The 14,763-nt window shown below is 63.2% G+C and carries 11 protein-coding genes; 9 read left to right on the forward strand and 2 right to left on the reverse strand.

What is annotated here, in order from left to right; translation table 11 throughout:
* Positions 1-85 precede the first annotated feature (85 nt).
* Entirely contained in the window at positions 86-1,066 is a 981-nt protein-coding gene (locus V7N12_RS00120; RefSeq protein ID WP_333711814.1) for a complex I NDUFA9 subunit family protein, read from the forward strand.
* A 2-nt stretch (positions 1,067-1,068) separates the two neighbouring features.
* Here V7N12_RS00120 and V7N12_RS00125 read toward each other — a convergent pair whose 3' ends face one another.
* On the reverse strand, positions 1,069-2,415 hold the full coding sequence (locus V7N12_RS00125) for a hypothetical protein (RefSeq protein ID WP_333711815.1): 1,347 nt from the start codon (positions 2,413-2,415) through the stop codon (positions 1,069-1,071).
* A 190-nt stretch (positions 2,416-2,605) separates the two neighbouring features.
* On the opposite strand from V7N12_RS00125, the gene V7N12_RS00130 reads away from it, so the two are divergent.
* Positions 2,606-3,112 carry a CAP domain-containing protein gene (locus V7N12_RS00130; protein WP_333711816.1) on the forward strand — a complete coding sequence of 169 codons (507 nt, stop codon included), beginning with the start codon at positions 2,606-2,608 and terminating at the stop codon, positions 3,110-3,112.
* Here V7N12_RS00130 and V7N12_RS00135 read toward each other — a convergent pair.
* Positions 3,109-3,912 (reverse strand): undecaprenyl-diphosphate phosphatase, encoded by an 804-nt coding sequence (locus V7N12_RS00135; protein WP_333711817.1) that lies wholly within the window; start codon positions 3,910-3,912, stop codon positions 3,109-3,111. The two genes, V7N12_RS00130 and V7N12_RS00135, sit on opposite strands and share 4 nt — an antisense overlap.
* Positions 3,913-4,128: 216 nt before the next feature.
* Between V7N12_RS00135 and V7N12_RS00140 the strand changes: the two genes are divergently transcribed.
* From V7N12_RS00140 to V7N12_RS00170, 7 genes are all read left to right on the forward strand, one after another.
* Positions 4,129-5,556, forward strand: coding sequence for an NAD(P)-dependent oxidoreductase (locus V7N12_RS00140; RefSeq protein ID WP_333711818.1), 1,428 nt, complete (start codon positions 4,129-4,131; stop codon positions 5,554-5,556).
* Positions 5,557-5,654: 98 nt separating this feature from the next.
* A complete protein-coding gene (locus V7N12_RS00145; protein ID WP_333711819.1) occupies positions 5,655-6,326 on the forward strand; it encodes a hypothetical protein in 672 nt (223 codons plus the stop codon).
* 58 nt (positions 6,327-6,384) lie between these two features.
* Positions 6,385-10,917, forward strand: a complete 4,533-nt coding sequence (gene gltB, locus V7N12_RS00150) for a glutamate synthase large subunit (protein WP_333711820.1) — start codon at positions 6,385-6,387, stop codon at positions 10,915-10,917.
* 73 nt (positions 10,918-10,990) lie between these two features.
* Positions 10,991-11,758, forward strand: a complete 768-nt coding sequence (gene mtgA / locus V7N12_RS00155) for a monofunctional biosynthetic peptidoglycan transglycosylase (protein ID WP_333711821.1) — start codon at positions 10,991-10,993, stop codon at positions 11,756-11,758.
* A 65-nt stretch (positions 11,759-11,823) separates the two neighbouring features.
* Positions 11,824-12,489 (forward strand): FtsZ-binding protein FzlA, encoded by a 666-nt coding sequence (gene fzlA, locus V7N12_RS00160; RefSeq protein ID WP_333711822.1) that lies wholly within the window; start codon positions 11,824-11,826, stop codon positions 12,487-12,489.
* 31 nt (positions 12,490-12,520) lie between these two features.
* On the forward strand, positions 12,521-13,558 hold the full coding sequence (gene queG / locus V7N12_RS00165) for a tRNA epoxyqueuosine(34) reductase QueG (RefSeq protein ID WP_333711823.1): 1,038 nt from the start codon (positions 12,521-12,523) through the stop codon (positions 13,556-13,558).
* Between the two features lie 3 nt (positions 13,559-13,561).
* Positions 13,562-14,716, forward strand: a complete 1,155-nt coding sequence (locus tag V7N12_RS00170) for a PQQ-dependent sugar dehydrogenase (RefSeq protein ID WP_333711824.1) — start codon at positions 13,562-13,564, stop codon at positions 14,714-14,716.
* The last annotated feature ends 47 nt before the right edge of the window (positions 14,717-14,763 follow it).

The following is a 14,763-nucleotide window of genomic DNA, read 5'->3' on the forward strand; positions in this document are numbered from 1 at the left end:
CGGTCGTATCAAATCCCGCGTTTGCGCCTTGTCGTAGCGCTGGACGGTCGATAAACCCGAACACGATCAGACAAGAGGCCCAGCGATGTCCAAGCTTGTAACCATCTTCGGCGGTTCCGGTTTTGTCGGGCGATATATTGCCCGTCGGCTGGCAAAAGAAGGCTGGCGCGTCCGCGTGGCGGTGCGCAACGTCAACGAGGCGATGTTCGTCCGCCCTTACGGTGTCGTCGGTCAGGTCGAGCCGGTGTTCTGCAATATCCGCGACGATGCCTCGGTCGCCGCTGTCACCACCGGGGCCGATGTCGTCGTCAACTGCGTCGGCGTGCTGGACGAGATCGGCAAGAATACCTTCGACGCCGTGCAGGCCGAAGGTGCCGGGCGCATCGCCCGCATCGCCGCCGAGATGGGCGTTGCGCGCATGGTCCATGTCTCGGCCATCGGGGCGAGCGCCGATTCTGCCAGCGCCTATGCCCGCACCAAGGCCGCAGGCGAGGCCGCCGTGCTGGCCGCGATGCCCGAGGCCGTGATCCTGCGCCCCTCGATCATTTTCGGCCCCGAGGACCAGTTCTTCAACCGTTTCGCAGGGATGAGCAGGCTTGGCCCCATCCTGCCCGTTGTCGGTGCCGAAACGAAGTTCCAGCCGGTCTATGTCGACGATGTGGCCGCTGCCGCGACCAACGCCGTCTTGGGCAAGGTGCCCGCAGGCACCTACGAGCTTGGCGGCCCCGGTGTGCACAGCTTCCGCGACCTCATGCAGATCATGCTGCGCGTGATCCACCGTCGCCGTCTGGTGCTGAATATTCCGTTCTGGGCCGCGAATGTGATGGCAAGGGGTTTCGGCCTTGTGCGGTTCCTGTCTGCCGGTCTGGTCAAGCCCCCGATCACCCGTGATCAGGTGGTCAACCTGCGCGCGGACAATGTCGTGTCCGAAGATGCCAGGGGTTTCGCAGACCTCGACATGCGCCCCACCGCGCTTGAGGCGGTCCTGCCCGACTATCTGTGGCGCTTCCGGCCCTCGGGCCAATACGACGCGATCAAGGACTCGGCCAAGAACCTCAAGACCTGATCTCAGAACGTCGAGGCGATGCCGAACCGGATGCCCAGGGCATCGGTCGTGAATTCTTCGGCGGTCGATGTGGTTGTCCGGCCAAGCACCATGATCTGCGGCGCAAAGCCCCAATAGGAAAGGTCGGCCAGCGTGGCGGTGATGCTGACCGCGGCAAAGCGGTCACGGCGACCGTCGAGGGTTGTGGTGAATGTGGGATAGTCGCGCAGCCCGAAGGTGATGTCACCTGACCAGAGCGCGTTCCAGACCGGTTCCGGCCATACCACGCCGCCGCCGATCCGGTATTCGTCATAGACATTCTCGAAACCGCCGTCGCTGTGGGTATAGCCCCCGACGACGTTCCATCCGCCCGCAGTCTCGTAGCGTGCTTCCAGATCATGTCGTCGCACGCTTGCATCCCGTCTGATTGCCTCTTGCCGTGTGTCGGCAAAGCGAAGCGTCAGGCGGCTGTTTTCATCCACCACGAACCCCTGTTGCAGGCTGACGGTCCGGTAATTCCATGTCGGGTCGCCGCCATACCAGATCCGCCCGGCGCCAAGGGTAAGGCTGCTGGGCCCAAGGCCTGCGCCGAAGTTGCGGTCATGGGTAAAGGACATCTCGGCGATGCCCACCGCAAAGTCGCCGCCGTCAAGCTCGGGTGCGATTCCTTCCGCCTTGGATGACAGGGAATAGGTCTGCCCCAAGAGGTAGGCCCCGACGCTGGTCCGCTGTCGGGCGGATTGCGAAAGCCGGTAATTGATCCGTGCTTCCGCCCCATACTCGATCCCCGAAAGCGCCCTGCGCGCGGCGGGCAGGACAAAGTCGAAGGGCAGACCTTCAAGCTGGAAATAGGGGTCCTCTGACCCGTCGTTGATATTGTCCGAGGGCGCGGCCCATGCGCCAAGGGCGATGGTCAGCGGGTTGGTCTGCTGTGCCCGCCTGAAATCGGCGGCGAGGCTTGTGGCCTCTGCGGTGGTGCCGGTGTGGTTTGCGGCGCGGCGGAACCAGAATTCGGACCGCGCGAAGGCGCCTGCGTTGTAATGCGCACGCCCCGCCAGTCTGGCCGCCTCGAACCTGTCGGGTTCGGTCTGCGCAAGGGCGTAGGCCTGCGCGGCGAAGCTGGCGGCGGTCGCGGGATCGCCGTTTTCGAAAGCTGCCAGCGCGCGCAGAAAGGCTGCATCCGCGTCAGCGGGGTTGTCGGCCTGCATCCGGCTGGCAATCGTCGCGACGCGCGCCCAGTCGGCCGTTGCGAGGGCGGTTTCTAGCGCGGGGTCGTTGGATTGTCCCATGGCCTGTGACGCGCCGAGACCGACCAGTGCAGCCGCCAGCATCGCCGATGTCAGTTTGCTGTGCAGGACACTTTCTCCCATTGCTTGCGGGGACCTGCGGGCGGTTCCGCTGCGTCGATGCCGCAAGTCTTACCGCATACCGCATGATCCTGCCAATTGGCGGAAATTGTTCGCGGATCGGCAAAGTCTTGCCCTGAAAATGCCATGAGATGGACGGTACTTTAATGAAAGCGGAGGCGTGGCTACCGGGAATCAAAAAGGAAGTCTGAAGATGAAATGGGTCCTGCCAGTGATCGCGATGCTGATGTTGCCCGCCTGCATGGGCGGAGGCGGGACCAGTGTGTCAGCTACGCCGCCGCCTTTGCCACCGACACAGCCTGTTTCAGCGGGTTTTGGGACAATTCTGAATCAGGCGCGGTCCGATCACGGTGCAGGGGCGCTTACCCAAGATCCAAGATTGATGTTGGCCGCGCAGAACCACTCCAACGATCAGTATATGATGGGGAAAATGACGCATGAGGGCAGCGATGGGTCTAAACTTCGCGATCGCCTGGGCCGCGTGAATTATCCCTTCACCTTGGCAGCCGAGAATGTCGCGCGGGGACAGCAGAGTGAACAACAGGTCTTTGATGACTGGATGGATTCAACCGGCCATAGAAGAAACAACCTGAACCCCCTCTTCGAAGACTACGGAATCGCGAAGGCGGGCTCTGGCAGCAACCGATACTGGACACTCGTCTTCGGTCGCACCAGCCCCGTGCCACCAGGCACTTTCTAACTATACGCAATCCACAACAGCACTACCCCCAACCCGATCCGGTAGATCACGTAAGGTGTAAAGCTGACCGACCTCAGCAGCCGCATCATGATCGTCAGCGCGAACAATGCCGCTGCGAAGGACATCGCGATAACCAGCCCGATATCGCGCAAGGCGCCTGCGTCCGCCGTGCCGATCACGTCGAGGCCCAGCAGCGCGGCCGAGGCCATGATCGTCGGGATCGACATCAGCATCGCGATCCGTGCCGCGTCGCTGCGCCCGTAGCCCAGCATCCGCCCCGCCGTGATCGTGATACCGGACCGCGAGGTGCCGGGGATCAGGGCGACCGCCTGCCAGAGACCCATCTGGAAGGCGTGCTTCAGGGTCCAGCCCTCGGTCGTTCGTTCTTCGGTGCCGGTCTGGTCCGCCCAGTAAAGCAGCACGCCGAAGATGATCATCGCCCAGCCGATGACCGCGATCCCCCGCATCATGTCCGACAGGCCGGTCAGTTTCAGGATCAGCCCGGCGATAACCACCGGAACGGTGGCGATGATCAGGCAGAGCGCAAGGAAGGCGCCGCGCGTGTCGATCTTGCCGCGCATCAGCCGCCCCAGACCGCCCAGCGCCAGCCGGACATCCCCCCAGAAGTAGAGGATGACCGCCCCCAGCGTGCCCAGATGGGCGGCGACGTCGATGACCTGCCCCTGATCCGCCATACCGGTCAGATTGGGCAAAAGGATCAGATGCCCCGAGGAAGAGACCGGCAGAAATTCGGTCAGACCCTGGATCAGGGCGATCAGTAGCAGGTTGAAGGTTGTCATGTGCAGGGCTTTTGATTCGGTCTCCTCAAACTAACCGTCTAGAAATCAGGGGAAAGAGTCCAAATAGGTCACAAATCGGTCCTAATTTTCGCCCATGAGACCAGAAAAACTGTCTGGCCGCGCCAGAATTGCGAATATAGGTCAGCAGTATTGCCTTTTCATTTTGATGCAACCGATTTACAAGGCGGTTCGCTTGGGATTTGGGGAGGGTGGCTTATGGCTGGCCAGAAGATGTTGAAGTTCACGCAGGTCGCGCGCGAGATGCCCGAGAAGCGTGCGCCAAATCTTCGCCGTGAAGACTTCAACGAAATTTACGCCGACTACGCCCGCGCGAAGGCTGAAGAGCAGTCCGCCCGTTGCAGCCAGTGCGGCGTGCCCTATTGCCAGACCCATTGCCCGCTGCACAACAATATCCCCGACTGGCTGCGCCTGACCGCCGAGGGTCGCCTGCAGGAAGCCTACGAGATCAGTCAGGCCACCAATACCTTCCCTGAAATCTGCGGCCGCATCTGCCCGCAGGACCGTCTGTGCGAGGGCAACTGTGTCATCGAACAATCGGGCCATGGCACGGTGACCATCGGCGCGGTCGAGAAATACATCACGGATACCGCCTTCGAGGAAGGCTGGGTCAAGCCGATCCGCCCCGCAATGGAACGCAGCGAAAGTGTCGGCATCATCGGCGCCGGCCCCGGCGGTCTGGCGGCAGCCGACATGCTGCGCCGTCAGGGTGTGCAGGTCACCGTTTATGACCGCTATGATCGCGGCGGCGGTTTGCTGACCTATGGCATCCCCGGCTTCAAGCTGGAGAAAGATGTCGTCATGCAGCGCATGGCGCAGCTCGAGGATGGCGGCGTCCAGTTCGTTTTGAACTGCAACGTGGGCGAGGACCTCTCGTTCGATGCAATCCGTGGAAAACACGATGCGATTCTGATCGCCACAGGCGTCTACAAGACCCGCGACCTGCCGGATTCGGGGGCCGAGGGGATCGTCACGGCGATCGACTATCTGACCGCCAGCAACCGCAAGAGCTTTGGCGACGATGTGCCGGAATTCGACAGCGGCGAGCTGAACGCGGCTGGCAAGCGCGTCGTCGTCATCGGCGGTGGCGACACGGCGATGGACTGCGTGCGCACGGCGATCCGGCAGGGCGCGACAAGCGTCAAATGTCTCTACCGTCGCGACCGCGAGAATATGCCGGGGTCCCAACGCGAGGTGCAGAACGCCGAAGAGGAAGGCGTGGAATTCGTCTGGCTGGCCGCCCCTGACGGCTTTGTCGGTGATCCGGTCACGGGCGTGAAAGTGCAGCGGATGCGCCTTGGTGCGCCTGACGCCACGGGTCGCCGCGTGCCCGAGGTGATCGCCGGTGCAGATTACGTCGAAGAGGCCGATCTGGTGATCAAGGCGCTGGGTTTCGAGCCCGAGGACCTGCCCGCCCTCTGGGGTGTCGAAGGGCTGGAGGTGACCCGCTGGGGCACCATCAAGGCCGCCTTCACCACCGGCCAGACATCGCTGGAAGGCGTCTATGCGGCAGGTGATATCGTGCGTGGCGCCTCGCTTGTGGTCTGGGCGATCCGTGATGGCCGCGATTGCGCCGAGGCCATTCTGGACTACCTCGGACAGGTGGAAACCGTTGCCGCAGAATGATGTCTGCAACACGTCGGCGCAACGTCGGCAAAACGTCGGGCATGATTGCACGTTGCTCTGCGCAATACGTCAAAGGCACTGACCTGAAGGGTAAAGATATGATGAAACCACTCGCCTTTGTCGCTGCCGTTGTCGCGGCCACCCCCGTGGTCGCGCAGCAAAGCTTTGCGGCGCCCGAGGGTTGCCAAGGCACCCTGACCGTCCAGCACAAGGGCTGTGTCGTGATCAATATCTGGCAGTGCGAGGCCGATACCCCCGGTGACCAGTGGATCGCGCTTTTCGGTCTGGGGGGTCTGTTCAGCGTTCAGCGCGTCGATCGCGAATTCCAGTGGATCGAGGCCTTCAAGATCACGGGCGACGAATCCCTGATCCAGCCTGCGGATGATCCCGCGTCTCTGGACGAATTGTTCGCGACCCAGATCGACACCTGGGATTTCACGCTGCAGACCGAAACAGGACCAGAGCGTCATGTGGGCTATGACCTGCTGACCGGTGAAACCGTGGTGATCGACGGCGAGGAATTGCTGCGCACCGAATTTCAGGGCCGCACGCTGGATGCCGACGGCAACGAGATCGAGGCCGGTGCGGGCCGTCAATACGTCAGCGAAAAGCACCGCATGTTCTTTCTTGGCGAGACATGGGACGCCGACAGCCCCGAGGACATCATCGACATGTCGCCGGTCGAGTTCATCTATCCCGGCGAGACCGGCTTCTTCACGTCCCAGCCGATTTACGAATGCAACCAGATCGACGCAGGCTTTCGCCCCTGACCCGACAAAGACAAAGCCCATCCCGACAGGATGGCCCCGCCCGTGAAAGGACAGACCGATGACAACATATGACGCTACCTGGGTCGCCGCCGAGCAAGCCAAGCGCAAGTGGATGGCGGAGAACAGCCTTTACAAGGCGGATGACGAGCACGCCTCTTGCGGTGTGGGTCTTGTGGTCTCGATCAGCGGCACGCCCTCGCGGGATGTGGTCGAAAAGGGGATCAACGCGCTGAAGGCGGTCTGGCACCGTGGTGCCGTCGATGCCGATGGCAAGACCGGCGATGGCGCGGGCATCCATGTGCAGATCCCGGTTCCGTTCTTTTATGACCAGATCGAACGGACGGGCCACGCCCCCGACAATGGCAAGCTGATCGCCGTTGGCCAGATCTTTCTGCCGCGCACCGATTTCGGCGCGCAGGAACGCTGCCGCACCATCGTCGAGACCGAGGTGCTGCGTCTGGGGCACTATATCTATGGCTGGCGCCATGTGCCGGTGAACACCGAGGTGCTGGGCGACAAGGCCAATGCCACCCGCCCCGAGATCGAGCAGATCCTGATCCGCAACGAAAAGGGTCTGGATGAGGAACAGTTCGAGCGCGAGCTTTACATCATCCGCCGCCGGATCGAGAAAGCCGCCGCTGCTGCGGGCATCGCGGGGATGTATGTCTGCTCGCTGTCCTGCCGGTCGATCATCTACAAGGGCATGATGCTGGCCGAACAGGTGGCCGAATTCTATCCCGACCTGATGGATGCCCGGTTCGAGAGCGCTTTCGCGATCTATCACCAGCGCTATTCCACCAATACCTTCCCGCAGTGGTCGCTGGCCCAGCCCTTCCGGATGCTGGCCCATAACGGCGAGATCAACACGCTGAAGGGCAACATCAACTGGATGAAGAGCCACGAAATCCGCATGGCATCCAGCGCCTTCGGTGACAAGGCCGAGGATATCAAACCGATCATCCCGTCGGGGGCATCGGATTCTGCGGCGCTCGATTCCGTGTTCGAGGTGCTGGTCCGTGCAGGCCGCAACGCGCCGATGGCCAAGACGATGCTGGTGCCCGAAGCCTGGTCGCAGCAGGCGATCGAGATGCCGCAGGCTTGGCGCGACATGTATGGCTATTGCAACGCCGTGATGGAACCATGGGATGGTCCCGCCGCCCTTGCCATGACCGATGGCCGCTGGGTCTGTGGCGGTCTGGACCGCAACGGCTTGCGCCCCTTGCGCTATGTCGTCACCGGCGACGGTCTGCTGGTGGCGGGCTCCGAGGTGGGGATGGTCACCGTCAACGAGGCCACGGTCGTCGAAAAGGGCGCTCTGGGCCCCGGCCAGATGATCGCGGTCGATATGGCCGAGGGTCGGCTTTATCGCGACGAAGAGCTGAAGGACAAGCTGGCCGCCGCACAGCCCTTTGGTGAATGGGTCGAGAAAGTCGTCGATCTCAACAGCATGATGCGCGACGTGCCCGAAAAGGCGCTGTTCGAGGGTGACCAGTTGCGCAAGCGGCAGGTGGCCGCCGGTTACAGCATCGAAGAACTGGAACAGGTGCTGGCCCCGATGGCCGAGGACGGCAAAGAGATGATCGCCTCGATGGGTGACGACACGCCCTCGGCGGTGCTGTCCAAGACCTATCGCCCGCTGTCGCATTTCTTCCGGCAGAACTTCAGCCAGGTGACGAACCCGCCGATTGACTCACTTCGTGAAACCCGGGTGATGAGCCTGAAAACGCGGTTCGGGAACCTCAAGAACGTGCTGGACGAGGATTCCTCGCAGACGGAAATCCTGCTGCTGGAAAGCCCCTTCGTGGCCAATGCCGAATTCGATGAGATGATGCGCCAGTTCGGTGACAGCGTCGCCGTGATCGACTGCACCTTCGCGGCGGGGCGCGGGGCGCTGAATGCAGGATTGCAGCGCATCCGTGACGAGGCAGAGGATGCCGTGCGGTCCGGCGCGGGGCATATCGTGCTGACAGACCAGCATCAGGATGAAACGCGGGTCGGGATGCCGATGATCCTTGCGACTTCGGCGGTCCATTCGGGGCTGACCAAGAAGGGCCTGCGCACCTTCTGTTCGCTCAACGTGCGCTCTGCCGAATGTATCGACCCGCATTACTTCGCCGTGCTGATCGGCTGCGGTGCGACCACGGTGAACGCCTATCTGGCGCAGGATTCGATTGCGGACCGTGTGCGCCGGGGCCTGATCGAGGGATCCCTGACCGAGGCCGTCGTGCGCTACCGTGCGGCGATCGACGCGGGCCTGCTGAAGATCATGTCGAAGATGGGGATTTCGGTTCTGTCGTCCTATCGCGGCGGTCTGAACTTCGAGGCCGTGGGCCTGTCGCGCGCGATGTGTGCGGAATACTTCCCCGGGATGCACAGCCGCATCTCGGGCATCGGCACCAACGGGATCCAGACCAAGCTGGAAGAGGTCCACACCAAGGGCTGGAAGGGCGGCACCGATGTTCTGCCCATCGGCGGCTTCTACAAGGCCCGCCGGTCCGGTGAAAAGCATGCCTGGGAAGCGCAGACGATGCATATGCTGCAGGCCGCCTGCAACAAGGCGTCCTATGCGCTGTGGCAGCAGTATTCCAAGGCGATGCAGGCCAACCCGCCGATCCATCTGCGGGACCTTCTGGCGATCAAGCCTCTGGGTGCGCCGGTGCCCATCGAAGAGGTGGAAAGCATCACCGCGATCCGCAAGCGGTTCGTCACTCCGGGGATGTCTTTGGGCGCGCTATCGCCCGAGGCGCACAAGACCCTGAACGTCGCCATGAACCGCATCGGTGCCAAGTCCGACAGCGGCGAGGGCGGCGAGGATCCCGCGCATTTCCACCCTGAACCCAACGGCGACAACCCTTCGGCGAAGATCAAGCAGGTGGCATCCGGTCGTTTCGGGGTCACCGCGGAATATCTGAACGCCTGTGAAGAGTTGGAAATCAAGGTCGCGCAGGGTGCCAAGCCCGGCGAGGGCGGCCAGTTGCCCGGCATGAAGGTGACCGAGCTGATCGCCCGTCTGCGCCATTCCACCAAGGGGGTGACGCTGATTTCGCCTCCGCCGCACCATGATATCTACAGTATCGAGGATCTGGCGCAGCTGATCTATGACCTCAAGCAGATCAACCCGCGCGCCAAGGTGACGGTCAAGCTGGTGTCGTCGTCCGGTGTCGGCACGATTGCCGCCGGTGTGGCCAAGGCCAAGGCCGATGTGATCCTGATTTCGGGGCACAACGGCGGCACGGGTGCCTCGCCCGCCACATCCATCAAATACGCCGGTCTGCCGTGGGAAATGGGCCTGACCGAGGCGCATCAGGTGCTGGCGATGAACAACCTGCGCGAACGCATCACGCTGCGCACCGATGGCGGCCTGCGCACGGGCCGCGACATCGTCATGGCCGCGATGATGGGGGCCGAGGAATACGGCATCGGCACCGCCGCGCTGATCGCGATGGGCTGTATCATGGTGCGCCAGTGCCAGTCGAACACCTGCCCTGTCGGTGTCTGCACGCAGGACGAGGCCCTGCGCGCCAAGTTCACCGGCAATGCCGAGAAGGTCGTCAACCTGATCACCTTCTATGCCACCGAGGTGCGGGAAATCCTTGCATCCATCGGGGCGCGGTCGCTTGACGACATCATCGGCCGTGCGGACCTGCTGACGCAGGTGTCGCGTGGCTCGGCGCATCTGGATGATCTGGACCTGAACCCGCTCTTGATCACCGTCGATGGCGCGAACAAGATCAAATACGACCGCAAGCGTCCGCGCAATCCGGTCGATGATACGCTGGATGCGCAGATCGTGCAGGATGCCGCGCGCTTCCTGAACGATGGTGAGAAGATGCAGCTGGATTACGCGGTGCAGAACACGCTGCGGACCATCGGCACGCGCACCAGCAGCCATATCGTGCAGCAGTTCGGGATGCGCAACGCGCTGCAGCCCGATCACCTGACGGTCAAGCTGCGCGGCTCCGCCGGTCAGTCGCTGGGGGCCTTCGCGGCACCGGGGCTGAAGCTGGAGGTCTCGGGCGATGCCAACGACTATGTCGGCAAGGGTCTGTCGGGCGGCACCATTGTCGTGCGTCCGCCCATGGTCAGCCCGCTGGTGGCATCCGAGAACACGATCATCGGCAACACGGTGCTTTACGGGGCGACGGACGGCTACCTTTTCGCCGCCGGTCGCGCGGGCGAGCGGTTCGCGGTGCGCAACTCGGGCGCCAAGGTGGTGATCGAGGGCTGCGGGTCCAACGGCTGTGAATACATGACCGGCGGTGTCGCGGTGATCCTTGGCGAGATCGGCGCGAACTTCGGGGCGGGGATGACGGGCGGGATGGCCTATCTCTATGATCCGAAGGGTGCCGCACCTGCGCTGATGAACATGGAAACGCTGGTGACCTGCGCTGTCACGGTGCAGCATTGGGAAGACCAGTTGAAGGGTCTGATCATGCGTCACGCCGCCGAGACCGGCAGCGTGAAGGCGGCCGAGATCCTGCAACATTGGGAGGCCGAGAAGGCGCACTTCCTGCAGGTCTGCCCGAAAGAGATGCTGATCCATCTGCCCCATCCGCTGAGCATCGAAGAAGCCGCGATCCCTGCGGAGTAAAGAACACGCCCCCGCGGCAATCCTGTTGCGGGGGCGTTGACCTCTGGGTATCGCGCGTGGCTTATGGTGGCTGATGGCAGAGCAGAGCAAGACGCGGGCGAAGGCTGCCAAGAAGCCGGCCCCGAGAAAGAAAACCGCCAAGAAGACAGATGACCAGCCCGGGCTGCTGGCGCGGGTGCGCGTCCGTCTGCGGCGTGTGCTTGTCTGGTCGGTGCTGGGCGTCGTGGGGCTCGTTCTGCTCTGGACCAGTGTTTATGCGCTGATCAATCCGCCGACGACGTCTTACATGCTGTCCGAAAGCCGCCGCCTTGGCGGGGTGCAGCATGACTGGGTCGCGATCGACGACATCGCCCCGATCATGGCGCGCGCGGTCGTCGCCGCCGAGGATGCGGATTTCTGCCTGCATTGGGGGCTGGATGTGAACGCGATCCAGCGCGCGGCGGATACGGGTATCGGCGGGGCCTCGACGATCTCGCAGCAGGTGGTGAAGAATGTGTTCCTCTGGCAAAAGCGGTCATGGCTGCGCAAGGCGGTCGAGGCTCTCTGGACGCCGGTGGCAGAGGCGCTTTGGTCCAAGCGGCGGATCGTCGAGATTTATCTGAACGTGGCCGAGTTCGACGAAGGCGTGTTCGGCGTGCAGGCGGCGGCGCGGCATTATTTCGGTGTCGATGCATCCGATCTGAACCGCACGCAGGCCGCGCGGCTGGCGGCGATCCTGCCCGCGCCCAAAAGCCGGTCCGCCAGCAACCCCGGCAATTTTACCCGCAACCGTGCCGCCTCGATCCTGTCCGGTGCCGATACGATAGCGGCGGATGGGCGCGCGGATTGCTTTGAGAACTGACCTGCGGATTGATCTACCGCCCGCCATGCGGCATTGAAGAGAGGTCCGGTTTTTACGAGCACATCATGAATACGCTTTATCATTACGCCCTTTCCCCATTCTGCCGCAAAGTCCGCCTGTCGCTGGCGGAGAAGAAGATCGAGGTCGGGCTGGTGGAAGTGCGTTACTGGGAACAGGACCCGGACTTTCTGCGCCGCAATCCGGCGGGCAAGGTGCCGGTGCTGAAGATCGACGGCATGATGATGTCCGAAAGTGCGGCCATCTGCGAATATCTCGAAGAGGCCTATCCGACCCCCGCCCTGCTGCCGCGCGATCCCAAGGCGCGCGCCGAGGCTCGGCGGCTGGTGGGCTGGTTCGACGACAAGTTCCATCACGAGGTGACCGTCAAGCTGACCGGCGAGCGGGTCAACCGCAAGGTCATGGGGTTGGGCTATCCCGACAGCACCAGGGTCAAGGAAGGCGCGCGGGCGATCAAGTATCACCTCGACTATATGACCTATCTGCTCGAAGACCGCCGCTGGCTGGCGGGCAATGACATGACGCTGGCGGATTTCGCCGCTGCCGCGCAATTGTCATGTCTCGATTACACCAGCGACGTGGACTGGAACCGCAGCGAGGCGGTCAAGGACTGGTATGCCAAGATCAAGTCGCGGCCTGCCTTCCGGTCCGTTCTGGCGGACGAGGTGCCGGGGTTCACGCCTGCGGCGCATTATGCGGACCTCGATTTCTGAGCGGCGCAAGAGCCGCAGGGGCAACCCGACGATGGATGATCTGAAAACCCGCCTGAAGGACCATGCGCGCAAGGCGGGGTTTGCCGGGATGGGCGTGTGCCGTCCTGATGCGGTGCCCGAACTGCCCGCGCGGTTGCAGGCTTTCGTCGATGCGGGGATGCATGGGCAGATGGGGTGGATGGCGGACCGGATGCACTGGCGCGCCGATCCGGCGGCGCTCTGGCCCGAGGCGCGGTCGGTGATCATGCTGGCCGAGGTCTATACCCCCGATCATGATCCTTTGGCGGTGCTGGGCCAAAAGGACCGCGCGGCGATCAGTGTCTATGCGCAGAACAAGGATTACCACGATGTGGTGAAAAAGCGGCTCAAGTCCCTGGGCCGCTGGTTGATCGATCAGGTCGCGGGGGCCGAGATCAAGGTTTTCGTCGATACCGCGCCGGTGATGGAAAAGCCACTGGCGCAGGCGGCGGGCCTTGGCTGGCAGGGCAAGCATACCAATCTGTTAAGCCGCGATCTGGGCAACTGGTTCTTTCTGGGCGCGATTTTCACGACGGTGGACCTGGAGCCCGACGCGGCAGAGGTCAGCCATTGCGGGTCCTGCACCGCCTGTCTGGACATCTGCCCGACCGCTGCCTTCCCCGCCCCTTACCGTCTGGATGCGCGGCGCTGCATTTCCTATCTGACGATCGAGCATAAGGGACCGGTGGACAAGGACCTGCGCCCGCTGATGGGAAACCGCATCTATGGGTGCGACGACTGTCTGGCGGTTTGCCCGTGGAACAAGTTTGCCGTCGCAGGGCGCGATGTGCGGTTGGCGGCGCGGGATGATCTGATCGCACCGCCCTTGGCGGACCTCGCCGCGCTGGATGATGCGGGGTTCCGCGCGCGGTTCGCAGGCTCGCCCATCAAGCGCATCGGCCGTGACCGCTTTGTCCGCAATGTGGCCTATGCGATCGGCAATTCCGGTGACCCTGCGCTTGCCCCTGCCGTTTCACCTTTGCTTGAGGACGCCGACGCGGCGGTCGCCGATGCGGCGGCTTGGGCTATGTCGTCCATAAAGGAGGACTGACCCATGCTTTTGCGTACGCTCGCCCTTGTGATCTTTCCCGCTGCCGCTGCCGCACAGGTGGCGCAGGGACCGGCCAATGCCGATTTCACGCCCGCATTCGAGAACCAGACCCGCGCGCCCGCCTTGCCAGAAACGCCCGTGCGGACCGAAGTTTTCGCCACGGGGCTGGACGGGCCTTGGGGGATCGACGCCTTGCCCTCGGGCCAGTTTCTGGTGACCGAGATCGGCGGCGATATGCGGATCATCAATGCCGATGGCAGCGTGACGCGGCCCCTGTCCGGCCTGCCGGAGGTGGCTGTCGGCGGTCAGGGCGGATTGCTGGATGTGAATGTCTCGCCCGATTTCGCCAATGACCGAATGGTGTTCTGGACCTATGCCAAGGATGTGCGCGGCGGTGCGGTCACGGCTGCTGCCAGTGGTGCATTGCAGGCCGACGGTAGCCTGACGGATGTGCGCGACATCTTCGTGCAGGACCCTGCCGTGCGCGGCGGGCGGCATTTCGGCAGCCGTGTCGTGCCGCTGGCGGATGGGTCCGTCTTTGTCACCACGGGCGACCGTGGCGAGGGTGACCGCGGCGATCTGGTGCAGGACATGGCCTCGACCGTGGGCAAGGTCGTGCGGGTGACGCGTGATGGCACGCCTTTTGCGGGCAATCCCTTTATCGGGCGTGACGGTCATGATCTGATCTGGTCGTCGGGACACCGTAACGTGCAGGGTGCGGCGCTGGATGCGCAAGGCAACCTCTGGACGGTCGAACACGGGCCGCGCGGCGGGGACGAGCTGAACCGGCCAGAGGCGGGCGTCAACTATGGCTGGCCGGTGGTCAGCTATGGCATCAACTATCGCGGATCGGATGTGGGCCAAGGGATGCCGCGCGCGAGCGGCTTTGCCGAGCCGGTCTATTACTGGGACCCTGTGATCGCGCCATCGGGGATGGCCTTCTATGACGGGTCATATGCCCTGTGGCGGGGGGACTTGCTGATTGCCTCGCTCAACCCCGGGGGGCTGGTCCGGCTGAAGCTGGAGAATGGCCGTGTGGTGGGTGAGGAACGGATCCAGACAGAGCTTGGCCGCCTGCGCGATGTCGAGGTGCTGCCAGACGGGTCGGTTCTGGTGATCGGTGATGCAGGGGATGCAACGCGGATCATCCCGCAGTAGGGGTTTTCCATCCCGCAACGCAGGCCTAGGGTGCGTCCTGAAAGGGG

Source organism: Yoonia sp. (genome assembly GCF_036770585.1).
Taxonomy (GTDB): domain Bacteria; phylum Pseudomonadota; class Alphaproteobacteria; order Rhodobacterales; family Rhodobacteraceae; genus Yoonia.